Here is a 16,653-nt window from a genome sequence, read left to right on the forward strand (position 1 = left end):
ACGTTCCTTCGACGCCGGAGCCGCGCAGGACGTTGGCCGGATCCGGTTCCGAACCGGTCACGGTCCGGACTCGCCGCGGCCACCGGGTGCCCGACAGGGCCCGCGCGGGGTCTGGGACAGTGGGGACATGCACGCAGACACACGTACGGGGCCCGGTCACGTCGTCGTCATCGGGGGTGGCGTCGCCGGTCTGGCCGCCGCCCACCGGCTCCTGAACGGCGGCGCGCGCGTGACCGTACTGGAGGCCTCGGACCGGCTCGGCGGCAAGCTGCTGCCCGGTGAGATCGCGGGTTCCCGGGTCGATCTCGGCGCCGAGTCGATGCTCGCGCGACGGCCCGAGGCGGTGGCGCTCGCCCACGAGGCGGGCCTCGCCGACCGGCTCAGGCCGCCGGCGTCGGTGGGTGCCTCGATCTGGACGCGCGGGGTGCTCAGGCCCATGCCCAAGGGGCACGTCATGGGGGTTCCCGGGGACGCGGCGGCCCTCGCCGGGGTCCTCTCCGAGGAGGGCCTGCGCCGGATCGAGCGCGACCGCGACCTGCCCCGCACGGAGGTGGGCGACGACGTGGCGGTGGGCGGGTACGTCGCGGAGCGGCTCGGCCACGAGGTCGTCGACCGGATCGTCGAGCCCCTGCTCGGCGGGGTCTACGCAGGCGACGCGTACCGCATCTCGATGCGCTCGGCCGTCCCCCAGCTCTTCGAGGCGGCCCGTACGCACACCTCGCTTACCGAGGCGGTCCGCGAGATCCAGGCGAAGGCTGCCCGGATCCAGCAGCAGGGACGACCGCGGGAACGGCGGCAGGAACAGCCGCCGGACCAGCCCACGGGCCCGGTCTTCATGGGCATCGAGGGCGGCGTCGGCCAACTGCCGCTCGCCGTCGCCGAGTCGGTACGCGCCCGGGGCGGCGAGATCGTCACGGGAGCCCCGGTCACGGAGCTGCGCCGGGTCGCGGGCGACGCGGCCGGCGGTGACGGTGCCGGCGGTGACGCTGCCGACGGGCGGCGCGAGGGCTGGCGGGTCGTCGCGGGCGGCCGGGTGCTGTCGGCCGACGCGGTCGTCGTCGCCGTGCCCGCCGCGGCCGCCGCGGTGCTGCTCGGCGCCGAGGCCCCCGCCGCCGCGGCCGAGCTGGCGGCGATCGAGTACGCCTCCATGGCGTTGATCACGCTCGCCTACCGCCGTGCCGAGACCGCCCTCCCCGCCGGCAGCGGCTTCCTGGTGCCGCCCGTCGACGGGCACACCATCAAGGCGTCGACGTTCGCGTCCCAGAAGTGGGGCTGGATCGCCGAGGAGAACCCGGACGTGGTGGTCCTGCGGACGTCCGTCGGGCGGTACGGGGAGACGGAGATCCTCGGCCGCCCGGACGCCGACCTCGTCGACGTGTCACGGCACGACCTGCGCGCGGCCACCGGCCTCACCGCCGAACCCCTGGAGACCCGTGTGACCCGCTGGGACGACGGGCTGCCCCAGTACCCGGTCGGGCACCACGCGCGCGTGGCCCGCATCCGCGAACACGTCGGCAAGGTGCCGGGCCTCGCCGTGTGCGGAGCGGCGTACGACGGGGTGGGGATCCCGGCCTGTGTCGCGAGTGCGAACGCCGCCGTGGACAAGCTGAGGGGCGACAGCCGGCCGGTGGAGGCGCTCATCGCCCACCCGGTGCGGAGTCCGCGCGGCGGAGCGGGAGAATAGCCCCATGAGTGACGACGCCCCCATCACCGGCCAGGCCAGGACTCCGAACGCCGGCAAGAAGGCCAAGGACCTCAACGAGGTCATCCGCTACACCCTCTGGTCCGTGTTCAAGCTGCGCGACGTGCTCCCCGAGGACCGCGCCGGCTACGCGGACGAGGTCCAGGAGCTGTTCGACCAGCTCGCCGCCAAGGACGTCACGATCCGGGGAACGTACGACGTCTCGGGACTGCGCGCCGACGCCGACCTCATGGTCTGGTGGCACGCCGAGACCGCCGACCAGCTCCAGGAGGCGTACAACCTCTTCCGCCGTACGCGGCTGGGGCGAGCGCTGGATCCCGTCTGGTCGAACATGGCGCTGCACCGGCCGGCGGAGTTCAACCGCTCGCACGTGCCGGCGTTCCTCGCGGACGAGACGCCGCGCGACTACATCAGCGTGTACCCGTTCGTGCGCTCGTACGACTGGTACCTGCTGCCGGACGAGGACCGGCGCCGGATGCTCGCCGACCACGGCAAGATGGCCCGCGGGTTCCCGGACGTGCGGGCCAACACGGTTGCCTCGTTCTCGCTGGGTGACTACGAGTGGATCCTCGCGTTCGAGGCGGACGAGCTGTATCGCATCGTGGACCTCATGCGGCACCTGCGGGCCTCCGAGGCCCGGATGCACGTCCGCGAGGAGGTCCCGTTCTACACGGGCCGCCGCAAGTCCGTGGCCGAACTGGTCGCGGGCCTGGCGTAGCCCCTAGGGGGTGGGGGGTGCGGTCGTGCGTCGGCTGTCTGCCGGTGGGGGGTTGGTGCGCAGTTCCCCGCGCCCTAGGGGGTCGGGGTCGGTTCCTTGTGTGGGGCGCAGGATGTCTCGCGGGCAGGGAGGCGGCCTTGTAGCAGGTACGCGTCCAAGTGGGCGTTCACGCAGGCGTTCGGGCCGCCGCCGATGCCGTGCGAACCTGATGCCGACTCGGTGACCAGAGCGGAGCCCGACAGACGCCGGTGCATCTCCAGCGCGCCGGTGTACGGCGCCGCCGCGTCCCGTTCGGACGCCAGGATCAGCGTCGGCGCCAGCTCGCCCGGGGACGTGCGCACATCGAGCGGCCGGTGCCGCGGCAGCGGCCAGAAGGCGCACGGCAGGTTCGCCCAGACGTTGCCCCAGGTCTCGAAGGGCGCCACCCGCGCGAGGCGCGTGTTGTCGCGGTCCCAGGTGTGCCAGGCCCGCGGCCAGGGCGCGTCGTTGCACTCGACGGCGGTGTAGACGGCCTTGCTGTTCTCCTGTTCCGTCAGCGCGTCCCGGTGCGGACCCGCCTGCCGGATCAGCGGCTCCGGGTCGCCCTTCAGATACGCGGAGAGCGCCAGCGCGCGCTGCGGCCAGTAGTCGTCGTAGTACCCGGCCTGCAGGAACGCGCCCTGCAACTGCCCGGGTCCGACCTCGCCGCCGGCGGGCTCCACCGCGAGCCGGGCCCGCGCCCGCTCGTAACTGCGCTGCACCTCCCGCGCGGTGCGGCCCAGCCCGTACACCGTGTGGTGCTTGGCCGTCCAGGCGCGGAAGTCGGCCCAGCGGCCCTCGAAGGCGACGGACTGGTCGAGGTTGTTGCGGTACCAGACCTTCGCCGGGTCCGGGTTCACGGCCGAGTCGAGGACCATCCGGCGTACGTGCGAGGGGAACAGCTCCGCGTACAGCGCGCCGAAGTACGTGCCGTAGGACGCCCCCATGAAGGTCAGCCTCCGCTCGCCCAGGGCGGCGCGCAGGACGTCCAGGTCCCGGGCGTTGTTGACGGACGAGAAGTGCCTGATCGTGCGGCCCGACCGCGCCACACAGCCTCGCGCGTACGCCTTCGCCCGTGCGACGCGCTCCTCCTTGTACGCCTCCGAGGGGTGCGTCGGCGACTGGGTCGGCCCCTTCAGGAGCTGCTGCGGGTCCTGGCAGGACAGCGGCGCGGAGCGGCCCACCCCGCGCGGGGCGTAACCGACGAGGTCGTACGCCGACGCGATGCGCTGCCACTCCGGGATCATGCCGATCAACGGGAAGTACATGCCGGACGCGCCGGGGCCGCCCGGGTTGAAGACGAGCGAGCCCTGCCGCGGCACGGACGCCCGCTTCCCGCCGCCCCTCGCACCGTCCTTGCCGGTCGCCCGCACCCGGCTGACGGTCAGCTCGATCTTCCTGCCGTCGGGGTGCGCGTAGTCGAGCGGGACCGTGACCGTGCCGCACTGCAGGCTCGCGGGGCCGTCCTGGTCCGCGGAGCACTTCCCGAAGCGGATGCCGTCGGCGGCGGCACGGTCGGCGGCGATCGCCGTGCCGCGCCGTTCGGCCCAGCCGGACGAGGTCTGGGCGCTGCCCGCGGGCGCGGCGACGGCGGCGGCCAGGACGAGGGATCCGGCGGTCGCGCAGAGGGCGGCGGCTCTCATCGCTCTTCCTTCGGTCGGGTCGGGTGCACGGCAGCGGAGTGCGTGACGGCAACAAAAGGGATGTTTCGCGGGGGACTTGGCGAAGTAAAGCACCGGCCCGCCGATGTCGGCCCGATGACCCCGATGCGCGGCTCAGACGTACGGCTCGCGGTGCCCGAAGGCCGCCCGCAGATTCGGTTCGCCGACCGCGCGGATACCGCGTACGGCCACGGTGGTGAGGTACGTACGGTCGTCGCTGTCGATGTCCGCGCGACGGGTCAGGGCGCTGAGCAGGCGCTGTCCCGCCGGTGACGCCCAGTGGGTGTAGGGGTGGACCTCGATCCGGGCGATGGCCAGACAGCTCATGGTGAGGATGAGCGGCAGCGTGAACCAGACGGCCACCAGCGCCCGCTCGTGCTGGGCCTGAGAAGGCATCAGCAGCGCGACCGCGGCCAGCGCCGACACGATCACCGCGGCCGACCGCACCTGGCGCACGGCGCCGGCGACCGTGGTGCGCGCGCCGTCCGGCACGGCGAGGCCCGCGGCCACGAGGCGGTCGGCGAGGGCGCGTACGGACTCCGCGGCGGCCGTGCTCGTACGGACCGGCGCTATCCGGGACTGCCCGTCCGGGCCTATCGCGCCCAGGACCGAGCGCTCCATCTCGTCCCGGCCGCGCGGGTCCACGACGGTCGCCCAGCCGGTGTGGGCGAGCAGCAGCCGGCGCTGGCGGGCCATCGACACGAGCGTGAGATCGGCGACCCGGGCGGGACCGCCCGACAGGAACGCGGCCTCGTACAGCGTCAGACCGCGTCCGTCGGGCGCGGGCGCGTCGTCGACGGCGGCGGCCCGGACGGAGGCCAGGCACAGGCGGGTGCAGGCCGTGCCCGCCGCGGCCCAGGCCAGGAGAAGGAGGAGAACCCAGAGCATGCCGGAGTTCTATGCGAACGAGGCCGTCCGCGCCACGACTTGTTCACAATTTGGACAAAGCATCGCCACTGTATGACGTTTCGCGTCGGTGCCGCTCCGGTTGCCGGGACTACTTGTCCTTCGGTGGTGGGCTGGTCGCGGCCGGTGGCAGGGAGTAGGTCGTCGAGGGGGAGGGGGTGACCGGGACCGGCGGGCTGGGCGAGGTCTTCGGGCCCGGTGGCGCGGGCGAGTGGGTGAGCGGGGGCGCGCTCGCGGCGGCGGCGTCCCGGGCCAGGGCGTCGAAGTCGACGAGCCCGGTGGCCTCCAGGACGGTGATGTGGTCCAGGACGGTGGTGTTCGCGTCGTCGGCGAGCGCGCGGACGAGCGAGTTGCGGGTGCTCGCACGGACCTGGGCGACCAGCCCGAACACCTTGCCGTGTGCGCCGCGGAGGATGTTCGCGAACCGTGTGTCGTACTCCTGGCCCCGCGCCGCGCTCAGCGTGGCCAGCCACGCGCGCTGCTGTTCGTTCGGCTGGTCGGGCAGTTCCAGGCCCAGCCGCGCGGCCACGTCGCGTACGCGCTCGTCCAGGAACGTATGGCCTTCGACGAGGTGCTCGCCCGCCGTCCGTACGGCTTCGGTGGTGCCGCGCTCCTCGGCCTGCTGGCCGGCGGGCAGCTCCCACAGGCCCGCGAGCCGGACCTTCACGACGAAGTCGCGGTCCTGCGCGGACAGCGGGCCGAACCTCGTCGACACGGTCGAGGCGTTGAGCGTGTCCACGCCCGTGCCCGACCGGTCCGCGTACGACCAGATCGGGAAGACCAGTGCCACGAGGGTCAGGGCAAGGCCCGCGATGATGAGCCCGGTGCCGGTGAACAGCCCGCGGCTGTTGATGGATCGCATGGTGCCTCCTGTTGCGGCACCGCACGTTAGTGCGCTTGTGGTGTGGGTCGGCATAGTACTTCGTGGGGATACGCCAGCCGCGGTACGGGTTTGGACGAATGGAGTACGCCGACCGGACGGGCCCGTGACAGCGGTGTCTCCGCAGGTGGGGCCGGGACGGGGGTGGTCGCCTCGTGGCCGGTGGGTCGCGCCCGCGGCAGACGCGTACGGGCACCGCTGTGTCCCGGCTGAGTGCGCACCCGCGCGGTCCGGTCGTCGCGGGGCGGCGCTGAGCAGGCACGGGACACGCGGCGCTGTACGGACTCGGCTCCTCTGTCGCCCGGGTGAGCGAAGTCACGGGCGGCCAGGGCCGGCTACGCCCTGCGTCGACCGGATCTCAACGCCTGAGCAGGACCCGCCGCGTGGCGCGCGCCAGCCGCGCCGCGGGGTGCCGCGACAGCGGTGCGGGGCCGGAGCGCTCCAGCCACCAGTCGCTCACCCGCCGCCGTACGTTCGCGTCGTCGAGGTGTCCCTCGAACAGCAGGTACTCCGCGAAGTCCAGCGCGTCCCGCCGGTAGCCCCCCGACATGGGGTGGCTGTGCGCGTACGCCTGGAAGTTCTTCCGGTAGGCACCCGCGAGGATCTCCGGCAGTTCCGGGGCGACCTTCCCCACGACGTCGGCCCGCTTGCCGCTCAGCGCTCGGGCCTGCACGGCCAGCCGGGTCCGGTCGAACCCCTCGGGTGCGGGCGTCCCGGCGACGAGCGCGGACAGCAGGGCGGCCTGCGCGAGGGCGAGGCGCTGCCGGGCCGGGTCGGTGGACGGCTGTGCCGCGCGGCCGCCGTCGGTCTCGCCGGACCGGGCTCCTTCGAACGGGGCTCCTTCAGGCCGTGCTCCTTCGGGCCGGGGGCCTTCGGACGGGGCGGCGTCCCTGTCCGTCCGCTCCGCCGCCTTCCGTTCCACCGTCTCCCGGATCGCCGTCAGTTCGCGCTCCAGCTCGGCCGGCTCGGGGAAGTTCTCGTCGCGCTCCAGGAGCACGCCGGGCGGACGGACCCGGGAGGCGAGCTCGGCGAGGACGTCGAGGACCACCTCGGGCACGGGGTGCGCGTGGCTGTCGTGCCACACGCCGTCGCGCTCGAAGCCGCCGGCGACATGGACGTACGCGATGGCCTCGACGGGCAGTTCGTCCAGCGCCTCGGCGGGGTCCTCACCGCGGTTGACGTGGTTGGTGTGGAGGTTGGCCACGTCGATGAGGAGGCGCACCCCGGTGCGGTCGACCAGGTCGTACAGGAACTGGCCCTCGGTCATCTCCTCGCCGGGCCAGGAGAGGAGCGCCGCGATGTTCTCCACCGCGAGCGGCACGGGCAGCGCGTCCTGGGCGATACGGATGTTCTCGCACAGCACGTCGAGGGCGTCCCGGGTGCGGGGGACCGGCAGCAGGTGCCCGGCCTCCAGCGACGGCGAGGCGGTGAGCGCCCCGCCCGCCCGGACGAACGCGATGTGCTCGGTGACCAGCGGGGAGCCGAGGGCCTCGGCACGGGCCGCCAGGTCGGCGAGCTTCCCCTCGTCGGGGCGGTCCGCGCCGCCGAGCCCGAGCGACACCCCGTGCGGAACCACCGTGATGCCGCGCTCCCGCAGCCGCACCAGCGATTCGGGGAGGTGCCCCGGACAGATGTTCTCGGCGACGGCCTCGACCCAGTCGATGCCGGGCATGCGCTCCACGGCGTCGGCGATCTCCGGCCGCCACCCGATTCCCGTACCCAGATGCTTCATTGCTCTCCCCCTACCTTCACCACGGTTTCACCAGGACCTGTGCGGCGTCTCCTTCGACGGACCTGTGTTCCGGCGTGACCGGGTGATGGCCCGGGAAACCCGGGCCGAACCCATCGGCGGGGACGTTCAGAGCAACATTTGAGGTTCCGAGAGCGTGACCACCGACCCGGAAGCGCGGCTGCCGGGAGGCGCTACTGCGAGGCGGAGGCGTCCGGGTCCTCCGGGGCGGGACGGTCCGTGTTGACCGTGCCGGGCTTTCCCGGGGAGGGCCGTGACGTGGTGCCGATGTCGCCGGTCGCCTCGGCGGGCGGTGCCGATCCCACGGTCGCCCCGGGGACGGGCGGCGGCGGTCCGGTCGGGCTGGCCGTGGTTCCGGCCACCGAGTCGTTGGCGATCGCCTCGAAGTCGACGACGCCGGTCTTCTCCAGCACCGTGATGTGGTCGAGCACGGTCTGGTTGGCGTCCGAGGCGAGCTGGCGCACCAGGGAGTTGCGCGTCTGGTTCCGTACCGCGCCGATCGCCGGGAAGATCTTGCCGTGGGCGGACCTCAGGAGGTTCGCCCACACCTTCGGGTAGTCCGCGGTGCTCGCGTCGGTCATCTCCCGCAGCCAGCCCTGCTGCTGCGCGTTCGGCTGGTTCGGCAGCTCGACGCCGAGCTCCCGCGCCACCACCCGCACCCGCTTGTCGAGGTCGGTGTGGCCGACGACCAGGTGGTCGGCGGCCTCCTTCATCTCGGGGCTGGGATTGCGTTCGAGGGCCTGCTGCGCGGCGGGCAGTTCCCACAGCCCCGCCAGTCGCACCCGGACGATCAGGTCACGGTCGGTGGCGGTCAGCGGACCCCACTTCGTGGACACGGTGCCGGCGGCGAGGTTCGCCGGCCCCGTACCGGCGCGGTCGGTGTACGACCACACGGGAAACGCGAGCGCGCCGAGTGTGCCGACGAGTGCCACGATGACGAGGGCCGTGCCGTTGATTCGCCGCAAAGGAGCCTCCCGGGTTGCACCAACTGGTCGTTGGGAACGAGTACTTGGCCAGCGCCAGAAGATACGTACGGGACAGCGGTGCTGTTCAACGATTCATGTCTGCTGCGTCACACCCCGGCGCAGCGCCGGATGGTCGGCGACCACGGTGCACGAGCCAGGGGCGATCTCCGTGAAGCCCGCGTCGCGCACCAGCGGCAGCCCGCTGGTGGAGAGCCGCGCCCACTGCTGCGGACCGGCCGTGCGGACGGCGAGCGGGAAGCCCGCCTCGCGCCAGGCCGTACGGTCCTCGTCGGACAGCTCCCACCAGGCCAGCTGGGCGCCGTGGCCCGCCTGGGCCATCGCCTTGCCCGCCGACATCTCCAGGCCGGGGCTCAGCCACAGCACCGGCGTGTTCGTGTCGGCGTCGGCCGGCGGCTCGGGGTCGTCGAGGTCCGTGCCGGAGACCTGGAGGCGGGCCAGGTCCTTGGGCCAGCCGTCCAGGGGGACCGGCGGGAAGACGCGGACCTCGGCGGACTTGCCGGTGACGGTGACACCGGGCAGTGCCTCGGCACGGCGCCACTCGGCGCCGCGGGCCCGCCGGACGACCTTGCGGATCCGGGCGTCCTGCCAGTCGTGGACGGCGCGCGCCCATTCGCCCGCACCGAGCGAGCGCTCGTCGGCGAGGAGCACCAGGACGGCGCGGGCCGCGGTCTCCAGCGCGTCCGTGCGGGCCGGAGGGTCGCCGCGTTCGATGCGGGCGACCAGCGGCAGTACGAACTGCGGTGCCTCGTCGCGGGCGGTCCTTTCGTGCCGGAAGGGGCTGTCAGGTACCGCGGAGTCCGGCCCGGTCGTCGTCTCGTCGCTGCTCACGCACTCAGTCTGCCAGGCGGAGGACCGCTCGGGCCGAGGGGCGCCGTGCCCCCGGGGAGCTGCCCGCGCCCCTCCGGAGAGGGGCGCGGGTTCGTCATGCCGCGTCGAGGCGGGTCAGTTCCTCGGCGGACAGCTTCAGTTCCGTCGCGGCGACCGAGTCGCGGATGGTCTCGGGGCGCGAGGAGCCGGGGATCGGGATCGTCACCGGGGCCTTCGCGAGGATCCACGCCAGGCTCACCTGCTGCGGACTCACCCCGTGCTCGTCCGCCACCTCCGCGAACACGGCGAACCGCGAACCCAGCTCGCCGGCCCTGGAGATGCCGCCCAGCGGGCTCCACGGCAGGAACGCGATGCCGAGTTCCGCGCACAGGTCCAGCTCGCGCTCGCTGGAACGGAAGGCGGGCGAGAACTGGTTCTGCACGCTCACCAGACGGCCGCCGAGGATCTCGTCGGACAGCCGGATCTGCTCGGGGTCGGCGTTCGAGATGCCCGCGAACCGGATCTTGCCCGCGTCCAGCAGATCGCGGATCGCGCCGACCGACTCCGCGTAGGGGACCTTCGGGTCCGGCCGGTGGAACTGGTAGAGCCCGATGGCCTCGACGCCGAGCCGCCTCAGCGAGGCGTCGCAGGCCGCTTCGAGGTGCTCCGGAGAGCCGTTCAGCGTCCATGACCCGTCGCCCGGACGCAGATGGCCGCCCTTCGTCGCGATCAGCACGTCCGAGGTGTCGCCGCCGTACGTGGCCACCGCGCGGGCGATCAGGGACTCGTTGTGCCCGACCTCGCCCGCGTCCCGGTGGTAGGCGTCGGCGGTGTCGAAGAGGGTGACCCCCGCGTCCAGCGCCGCGTGCACCGTCGCGACCGAACGCGCTTCGTCCGGGCGTCCCTCGATGGACATCGGCATCCCGCCGAGACCGATCGCCGCGACCTGGACATCACCGATGGTGCGTGTCTGCATGGAGATTCCTCCTGAGGACTCGTTCGGTACTCCCAGACTCCACCGCCACGTTTTTGCAGTCCAACAACAGAAACCGATCGCTCTGAGCAGTCGTGGCGATGAATCGGAACCGGCCCGGCTCACATCAGCTCGGACACCTTCACGAACCGGTAGCCGCGCTCGCGCAGCTCGGGGACGATGCGGCGCAGGGCCTCCTCGGTGGCCGGCGCCGCGCTGCGCGTGCAGTGCATGACGACCACGGAACCGGGCCGCACCCCGTCCAGCACGTCCCGCGCGACGGCCGCCGCGTCCGTCGCGAACGCGTCCCCGCTCACCACGTCCCACTGCACGGCCGTCACCCCGGTGGCACTCAGCGCCTTGCGGGCCCGGTCGTCGTAACACCCGCCGGGGAAGCGGAAGTACGGCATCGGATGCTCGATCCCCACCGTGCGGAACGCGGTGAACGCCCGCTCCACGTCCGCCCGCATCCGGGCGGCGGGGACGGTCGGCAGCCCGTAGCAGTCCGCGGTGAAGGCGTGGTGACTGTACGAGTGGTTCGCGACCTCGAAGAGCGGGTCACGCCCGATGGCCCGCGCCTGCCCGGGGTACTCCTCGGCCCAGCGCCCCGTCATGAACACGGTCGCCGGTACCTTCAGCCGTCGCAGCGTCTCGATCAGCCTCGGGTTGTCGAAACGCTCCCCGGCGTCCGCCCGCGCCCCCTGATCGGACGTCATGTCGGCGTCGAAGGTCAGCGCGACTGTCCTGTCGCGCGCCGCCCGGGTCGCCCGTGCGAAGACGGGGGTCAGCCCGCCCGGTCCTGGGGCGAGGGTGGGGACCCGGGAGGGCGTGGCGGTGGCGGACTCGGGGACCGTGACGACCTGGCGGGACTCGGGAGCGCCGCACGCCGTGAGGACGGCGGCACCCACTACGCAGGCCGCGACGGCTTTCCGCAGGAAGGATTTCACGCGGGTGACATTAACCGTATCAATACGAAAAACGGGTCATATTGCTTCGAGTGTCACCCCGATAACCTGTGGCCATGTCTGACGATTCGCATCCCGCCGCTTCCGCCGCGTCGGCCACGTCCGCCGTGTACGAGGCCCACTTCGCCCGTTCCCCCTTCCAACTGCTGTCGGGGGCGGGGTGGAAGCGGCTGGTCGCGTTCCGCGTGGACGGCGAGGGCGTGCTGCTCGGCGGTGCCCCGGCCCGGTACCGCGCGCAGACGGCGTTCGTGCCGTGGGCGGACATCACCGCGGTAGTGGTGTGGCAGCAGCGTACGGCCGGCTCGCCGATGGACTACGTCGGTGTCCGGCGGCCGGCGGGAGCGCCGCCCCTGCCGGGCATGAACGCCGGTCTCGGGCCCGACCGGACGGCCCGGCTCGCTCCCCACGTGGAGCACGACCTCTTCCTCGCCAGCCGCCCGGTCAACCTCTGGCGCCTCGACCCGCGGGGGCTTCAGGCAGCGGTCGACGCGTTCGCGCCCGGGACACCGGTCCTCGGGTACGAGCAGCGGGACGCCGAGCGGCCCGGCTCCGACCGCTGACCCCTCGGCTGGGCGCCTCGGCCCTCAGCTCTCCGCCTGCAGCCGTTCCCGGCAGGCGCGTACGTCGAAGCCCGGCACCGGGTACTGCGGGTCCATGGCCGACAGGTGTTCCAGCAGGAGCCGGCTGATCGCCCAGTTGCGGTACCACTTGCGGTCGGCAGGGATCAGGTACCAGGGGGCGGTGTCCGTCGCGCAGCGTTCGAGCGCGGTCTCGTACGCCTCCTGGTAGGCGGGCCACAGGGCCCGTTCGTCGATGTCCGACGGGCTGAACTTCCAGTGCTTGTGCGGGTCGGCGAGGCGCCGCAGAAGACGCAGGCGCTGTTCCTCGTACGAGATGTGCAGGAAGCACTTGACGACGGTCAGGCCGTCGTCGCCGAGAGCGTGCTCGAACTCGTTGATCCGGCCGTAGCGGGACTCGATCTCGGCGCGCGGGGCCAGCTCGCGGACCCGGCCGACCAGGACGTCCTCGTAGTGGGAGCGGTCGAAGACGCCGAGCTCGCCGCGGTGGGGGAGCCGCCGCCTGACACGCCAGAGGAAGTCGTGCTCCAGCTCCTCGGGGGTCGGCGCCTTGAAGCCCTCGACCCGGCAGCCGACGGGGTTGAACAGCCCGACGACATGCTTGACCGTGCCGCCCTTGCCGCTGGTGTCCATGCCCTGGAGGATCAGCAGGATCCGTCGGTGGTCACCGGCGGTGCTCGCCGCCCAGAGCCGTTCCTGGAGGCCGGCCAGAGGTGCCGCCATCCGGGTGACGGCCGCGAGCCCGTCGCTCTTGGATCTGGGCGCTTTGGCCCCGCCGGGGGTCGCCGAGGTGTCGTACGAGGACAGGTCGATCCGCTCTCCGACAGGAAGGCGCAGCAGGTCGCCCACGGCGGTGTCCCCGGCCTCAGCCCGGTGCTTCTTGCCCTTGCCGTCCTTCTTGGCCATCGCGTATCCCTTCGGGCCGGTTCTCTCGATCCTGCGCCGCGGGGGCGGGGGCCGCTACCGCGGCACACCCGCCCCCGCCGACGCCCCGGACCTCCAGGGACTCTCCGGGCGCGTTCCCGGAGGGGGCGCTACTTGTGCCAGGGGCCCGTCACCGCGAACGTCGTCCCCGGCGTGTAGCAGTTCACGTACATCGTCCGGCCGTCCGGGGAGAAGGTGACGCCCGCGAACTCACCCCACTCCGGCGCGTCCGGGGTGCCGATGTTCTGCCGGTTGCGGGCCATCGCGTACACCTCGCCCCGCCGGGTCACGCCGAACATGTGCTGCGCGCCCCCGCCGTCCTCGCAGACCATCAGGCCGCCGCTGGGGGCGAGGCAGATGTTGTCGGGGGACTCGCCGGGCAGTTGTACGTCCGTGTCGGGCCCGAACACGATCACCAGGGTGAGCCGGCGCGCACCGGGGTCGTACCGCCAGATCTGGCCGAAGTGGTCGGCGGCCGAACCCTCCTCGCTGTGCGCGAAGGAGGACACGAAGTAGACGGACGAGCCGCCCCAGTAGCAGCCCTCCAGCTTCTGCGCGTGCGTGATGCCCTGGGGGCCGAAGTCCTGGAACCGGATCGGCGTCTCGGCCGCGAGCGGGTCCGGTACGTCGACCCACTCGACGCGGTCGAAGGTCGCCCCCGTCTCCTGGATCGAGGAGAGGTCCGGGACGCCGGGTACGCGCATCGCCTGGAGCCGGCCGCCCGCGCGGAGCGAACCGCGGCCGCCCTCCGGCTTGTGGGGCAGGAACCGGTAGAAGAGCCCGAAGGGTTTCTCGAACGCGTCCTCCGTCTCGTAGACGACGCCGCGCTTCGGGTCGACGGCGATCGCCTCGTGCTGGAAGCGGCCCATCGCGGTGAGGGGGACCGCTCCGGTGAGGTGCGGGTCCACCGGGTCGACCTCGAAGATGAAGCCGTGATCCTTGGTGTACCCGTTCGTGCCGGCCTTGTCCTCGGTCTCCTCGCAGGTCAGCCAGGTACCCCAAGGGGTGTGCCCGCCCGCGCAGTTGACGGCCGTACCGGCGATGGCGACCCGCTCACCGATCACCTTGCCCCGGGCGTCGAGGGTCAGCGCCGTACAGCCGCCCTTGCCGGTCGGGTCGTACGTGAGGCCGTCGACCGTCGGGACCGGGATCTTGCCGGTGACCCGGTTCTCGTGGTTGCGGACCAGATGGACGCGGCCGTGTCTGCCGCCGAAGGCGGCCATGCCGTCGTGGTTGCTCGGCACCTGGCCCTCGCCCGAGCGGAGCTGGTCGCCCTCGCGGGACAGCACCCGGTGGCGGAAACCTTTCGGCAGGTCCAACAGGCCTTCCGGATCGGGGATCAGCGGGCCGTATCCCGAGTGGCCCAGCGCGGCGGCCGTACCGGTGAAGAGCTCCGACACGGCTCCGGTGAAGGCGATACCCACTCCCAGGGCACCGGAGCGGGCGAGCACTTCGCGTCGTGTTGCGGACATGGGGGGACAACCTTCCTGTTGGCGGACAGGAGTATGTGACCCGCCTGTGTGTATCACGCGATCACCATCACGTGAACCACACGCGTCACGCGTGGCGTTCTCGTACGGACGGCCCGGTGCGGGACTCGACAGGAGTCCCGCACCGGGCCACCGGGTTGTCGGTCCACCGGGGCGTCAGGCCACCGGGTCGTCAGACCGCTGTGGAGTGAACCTCACCGGATCGGTCCCCGCCGTACTGTGCCGCTGCGCCCAGTTCTCCAGGGCCGTGCGGCACGCGTGGTCCAGATGGTGGAGCCCGGACAGGTTCAGCTCCAGCGGACGGTCCTGCGGCAGCGCCTCCAGGCTGTCGAGTATTTTCGGCAGCCGCAGGAAGGTGGCGTTGCCCGACAGGTACACCTGCACCGGGCCGGATCCCTTGTCTATGACCTCCATCTTGAGGTGCGAGGTCTCCCAGGCGGTCTTGGCGACGGCCAGCGCGAGCCCGATCAGCACACCCTCGAACATGCTCACCGCGACGATCGCCACGGCGGTGACCACCAGGATCAGCGCCTCCCCGCGGTGCTCACGCCACAGCCCCGCGACGGAACGCAGCGGGATCAGCTTCCAGCCCGCGTGCACCAGGACGCCCGCGAGCGCCGGCAGCGGGATGTAGGCGAGCACGGCGGGCAGCAGCGCCGCGAACAGCAGCAGCCACACGCCGTGCAGCACCCGGGACGCCTTCGTCCGGGCGCCCGCCTGCACGTTCGCCGCGCTGCGCACGATCACGGCGGTCATCGGGAGCGCGCCGAGCAGCCCGCAGACCGTGTTGCCCGCGCCCTGCGCCATCAGCTCCTTGTCGTACTCGGTGCGCGGCCCGTCGTGCAGCCGGTCCACCGCGGCGGCGCTGAACAGCGACTCCGCCGACGCGATCAGCACGAACGCCAGGACCGTACCGAGCACCCCCACGCTCGCCAGTCCGCCGACGGCTTCGAGCCCCGGCAGCCGGATCGAGTCGAGCAGCCCGCGTACCTCCACGGTCGCCACGGGCAGGTCGAACACGAACGTCACGAGCGTGGCGAGCGCCACCGCGGCGAGCGCCCCCGGCACCGTACGGACCTTCCGCGGCAGGTACTTCCACAGCACGAGTACGGCGACGGTGGCGGCCCCGAGCCCGACGGAGACCGACGCCGTGGTGGACCCGGCCCAGTCGGCGACCAGACCCGGCAGCCCGGCGAGCTTGCCCAGACCCGAGGCGGGGGCCTCGGCCCCGGCCATCGCGTAGAGCTGGCCCGCGATCAGGACCAGCCCGATTCCGGCCAGCATGCCCTCGACGACGGCCACCGAGATGGCCCGGAAGTAGCGCCCCAGCCTCAGGCCGCCCATGGCGAGCTGGATGAGTCCCGTGGCCAGGACGATGACACCGAGCACGCCGAGGCCGTACGCGCGCACCGCCTCCAGGACCAGCACGGTCATGCCCGCGGCCGGGCCCGAGACCTGGAGGCTGCTGCCGGGCAGCAGCCCGGCGACCAGACCGCCCACGATGCCGGTGATCAGGCCGAGTTCGGCGGGCACGCCCGACGCCACGGCCACGCCCACGCACAGCGGCAGGGCCACCAGGAAGACGACGAGCGAGGCGGCGAAGTCCTGCCGCAGATGGGGGAACCTCACGCGCGCGCTCACAGCGCCTCGAAGGAGTCGGAGCGGACGTCGTGCGCGAGCACGGAGCCGGTGTGGACCTCGTAGAACCAGCCGTGCAGCCGCAGTCCGGCAACCGATGGACCGGCACCCGTCGGCCCGCCCGCCAGCCGGCGTTCCACGGACGGGTAGGAGCGCAGCCGCAGCAACTGCGTCAGGACGTGGTTCTGTACGGCCTCGGTGACGGTCAGGTCCTCGACGGCCCCTTCGGGCCGTGAGGTCGAGTGCGCGAGCCAGTCGCGCACGGCGGGTACGGCGGTCAGGTCGTCGCCGCGGACCAGCGCGCCGACGGCGCCGCAGTGGGAGTGGCCGCAGACGACGATGTCCGTGACTCCGAGCACCTCCACCGCGTACTCCACGGTGGCGGCCTCGCTGGTGGGCTGTGCGGAGGTGTGCGGGGGGACGATGTTGCCCGCGGTGCGCAGCTCGAAGAGCTCACCGGGCCGGGCTCCGGTGATCAGGGCCGGGACGACCCGGGAGTCGGAGCAGGTGATGAACAGGACCTGCGGTGACTGGCCTCGGGCGAGGCGGGCGAACTCCTCCGGGCGGTCCGCGGACTGCTTGCGGAAGGAGCGGGCGTGATCGATGAGGGGCTGCATGTGTGAGTTCCTCCTGGCGCGCGTGAGGACGCGTCGGCTT

The 16,653-nt window shown here is 72.6% G+C and carries 15 protein-coding genes; 3 read left to right on the forward strand and 12 right to left on the reverse strand.

Features of this window, described 5'->3' with window-relative positions; all coding sequences use genetic code 11:
* The first annotated feature begins 127 nt into the window (after nt 1-127).
* Together hemG and hemQ are read left to right on the forward strand one after the other, a co-directional pair.
* The gene (gene hemG, locus ACLVWQ_RS01480) at nt 128-1,684 is read left to right on the forward strand and encodes a protoporphyrinogen oxidase (protein ID WP_414106223.1); all 1,557 of its coding nucleotides are present in this window, start codon (nt 128-130) and stop codon (nt 1,682-1,684) included.
* 4 nt (nt 1,685-1,688) lie between these two features.
* Nucleotides 1,689-2,420: a hydrogen peroxide-dependent heme synthase gene (hemQ, locus tag ACLVWQ_RS01485; protein ID WP_414106224.1), complete on the forward strand. Its 732-nt coding sequence runs from the start codon at nt 1,689-1,691 to the stop codon at nt 2,418-2,420.
* Nucleotides 2,421-2,494: 74 nt separating this feature from the next.
* Here the strand turns inward: hemQ and ACLVWQ_RS01490 are convergent, their stop codons facing one another.
* The 8 genes from ACLVWQ_RS01490 to ACLVWQ_RS01525 all read right to left on the reverse strand — a co-directional run bounded on the left by ACLVWQ_RS01490 (nt 2,495) and on the right by ACLVWQ_RS01525 (nt 11,348).
* A complete protein-coding gene (locus ACLVWQ_RS01490; RefSeq protein ID WP_414106225.1) occupies nt 2,495-4,081 on the reverse strand; it encodes an alpha/beta hydrolase in 1,587 nt (528 codons plus the stop codon).
* Nucleotides 4,082-4,213: 132 nt separating this feature from the next.
* Nucleotides 4,214-4,987, reverse strand: a complete 774-nt coding sequence (locus ACLVWQ_RS01495) for a TIGR04222 domain-containing membrane protein (RefSeq protein ID WP_414106226.1) — start codon at nt 4,985-4,987, stop codon at nt 4,214-4,216.
* A gap of 109 nt (nt 4,988-5,096) precedes the next feature.
* Nucleotides 5,097-5,867 (reverse strand): DUF4142 domain-containing protein, encoded by a 771-nt coding sequence (locus tag ACLVWQ_RS01500; RefSeq protein ID WP_414106227.1) that lies wholly within the window; start codon nt 5,865-5,867, stop codon nt 5,097-5,099.
* Nucleotides 5,868-6,243: 376 nt separating this feature from the next.
* Nucleotides 6,244-7,617 (reverse strand): DUF692 domain-containing protein, encoded by a 1,374-nt coding sequence (locus ACLVWQ_RS01505; protein WP_414106228.1) that lies wholly within the window; start codon nt 7,615-7,617, stop codon nt 6,244-6,246.
* A gap of 191 nt (nt 7,618-7,808) precedes the next feature.
* On the reverse strand, nt 7,809-8,600 hold the full coding sequence (locus ACLVWQ_RS01510; RefSeq protein ID WP_414106229.1) for a DUF4142 domain-containing protein: 792 nt from the start codon (nt 8,598-8,600) through the stop codon (nt 7,809-7,811).
* A gap of 93 nt (nt 8,601-8,693) precedes the next feature.
* Entirely contained in the window at nt 8,694-9,449 is a 756-nt protein-coding gene (locus tag ACLVWQ_RS01515) for an aminoacyl-tRNA hydrolase (RefSeq protein ID WP_414106230.1), read from the reverse strand.
* Between the two features lie 94 nt (nt 9,450-9,543).
* Nucleotides 9,544-10,404: an aldo/keto reductase gene (locus ACLVWQ_RS01520; protein ID WP_414106232.1), complete on the reverse strand. Its 861-nt coding sequence runs from the start codon at nt 10,402-10,404 to the stop codon at nt 9,544-9,546.
* A gap of 119 nt (nt 10,405-10,523) precedes the next feature.
* On the reverse strand, nt 10,524-11,348 hold the full coding sequence (locus ACLVWQ_RS01525) for a polysaccharide deacetylase family protein (RefSeq protein WP_414106233.1): 825 nt from the start codon (nt 11,346-11,348) through the stop codon (nt 10,524-10,526).
* 74 nt (nt 11,349-11,422) lie between these two features.
* Between ACLVWQ_RS01525 and ACLVWQ_RS01530 the strand changes: the two genes are divergently transcribed.
* Nucleotides 11,423-11,926 carry a hypothetical protein gene (locus ACLVWQ_RS01530; protein WP_414106234.1) on the forward strand — a complete coding sequence of 168 codons (504 nt, stop codon included), beginning with the start codon at nt 11,423-11,425 and terminating at the stop codon, nt 11,924-11,926.
* Nucleotides 11,927-11,950: 24 nt separating this feature from the next.
* On the opposite strand, the gene ACLVWQ_RS01535 is transcribed toward ACLVWQ_RS01530, so the two are convergent.
* The 4 genes from ACLVWQ_RS01535 to ACLVWQ_RS01550 all read right to left on the reverse strand — a co-directional run bounded on the left by ACLVWQ_RS01535 (nt 11,951) and on the right by ACLVWQ_RS01550 (nt 16,613).
* On the reverse strand, nt 11,951-12,850 hold the full coding sequence (locus ACLVWQ_RS01535) for a PPK2 family polyphosphate kinase (RefSeq protein ID WP_414106235.1): 900 nt from the start codon (nt 12,848-12,850) through the stop codon (nt 11,951-11,953).
* 128 nt (nt 12,851-12,978) lie between these two features.
* A complete protein-coding gene (locus ACLVWQ_RS01540; protein WP_414106236.1) occupies nt 12,979-14,340 on the reverse strand; it encodes a PhoX family protein in 1,362 nt (453 codons plus the stop codon).
* 174 nt (nt 14,341-14,514) lie between these two features.
* A complete protein-coding gene (locus ACLVWQ_RS01545; RefSeq protein WP_414106237.1) occupies nt 14,515-15,987 on the reverse strand; it encodes a SulP family inorganic anion transporter in 1,473 nt (490 codons plus the stop codon).
* Between the two features lie 8 nt (nt 15,988-15,995).
* The gene (locus ACLVWQ_RS01550; RefSeq protein WP_414106238.1) at nt 15,996-16,613 is read right to left on the reverse strand and encodes a carbonic anhydrase; all 618 of its coding nucleotides are present in this window, start codon (nt 16,611-16,613) and stop codon (nt 15,996-15,998) included.
* Between the last annotated feature and the right edge of the window lie 40 nt (nt 16,614-16,653).

It is taken from the genome of Streptomyces sp. CWNU-52B, assembly GCF_047444975.1.
GTDB lineage: Bacteria > Actinomycetota > Actinomycetes > Streptomycetales > Streptomycetaceae > Streptomyces.

Bases quoted from the DNA above. Each gene is read 5' to 3' on its own strand.
- hemG (WP_414106223.1), top strand. From the start codon at position 128: ATGCACGCAGACACACGTACGGGGCCCGGTCACGTCGTCGTCATCGGG.
- ACLVWQ_RS01520 (WP_414106232.1), bottom strand. From the start codon at position 10,404: ATGCAGACACGCACCATCGGTGATGTCCAGGTCGCGGCGATCGGTCTC.
- hemQ (WP_414106224.1), top strand. From the start codon at position 1,689: ATGAGTGACGACGCCCCCATCACCGGCCAGGCCAGGACTCCGAACGCC.
- ACLVWQ_RS01495 (WP_414106226.1), bottom strand. From the start codon at position 4,987: ATGCTCTGGGTTCTCCTCCTTCTCCTGGCCTGGGCCGCGGCGGGCACG.
- ACLVWQ_RS01550 (WP_414106238.1), bottom strand. From the start codon at position 16,613: ATGCAGCCCCTCATCGATCACGCCCGCTCCTTCCGCAAGCAGTCCGCG.
- ACLVWQ_RS01505 (WP_414106228.1), bottom strand. From the start codon at position 7,617: ATGAAGCATCTGGGTACGGGAATCGGGTGGCGGCCGGAGATCGCCGAC.
- ACLVWQ_RS01490 (WP_414106225.1), bottom strand. From the start codon at position 4,081: ATGAGAGCCGCCGCCCTCTGCGCGACCGCCGGATCCCTCGTCCTGGCC.
- ACLVWQ_RS01535 (WP_414106235.1), bottom strand. From the start codon at position 12,850: ATGGCCAAGAAGGACGGCAAGGGCAAGAAGCACCGGGCTGAGGCCGGG.
- ACLVWQ_RS01530 (WP_414106234.1), top strand. From the start codon at position 11,423: ATGTCTGACGATTCGCATCCCGCCGCTTCCGCCGCGTCGGCCACGTCC.
- ACLVWQ_RS01540 (WP_414106236.1), bottom strand. From the start codon at position 14,340: ATGTCCGCAACACGACGCGAAGTGCTCGCCCGCTCCGGTGCCCTGGGA.
- ACLVWQ_RS01500 (WP_414106227.1), bottom strand. From the start codon at position 5,867: ATGCGATCCATCAACAGCCGCGGGCTGTTCACCGGCACCGGGCTCATC.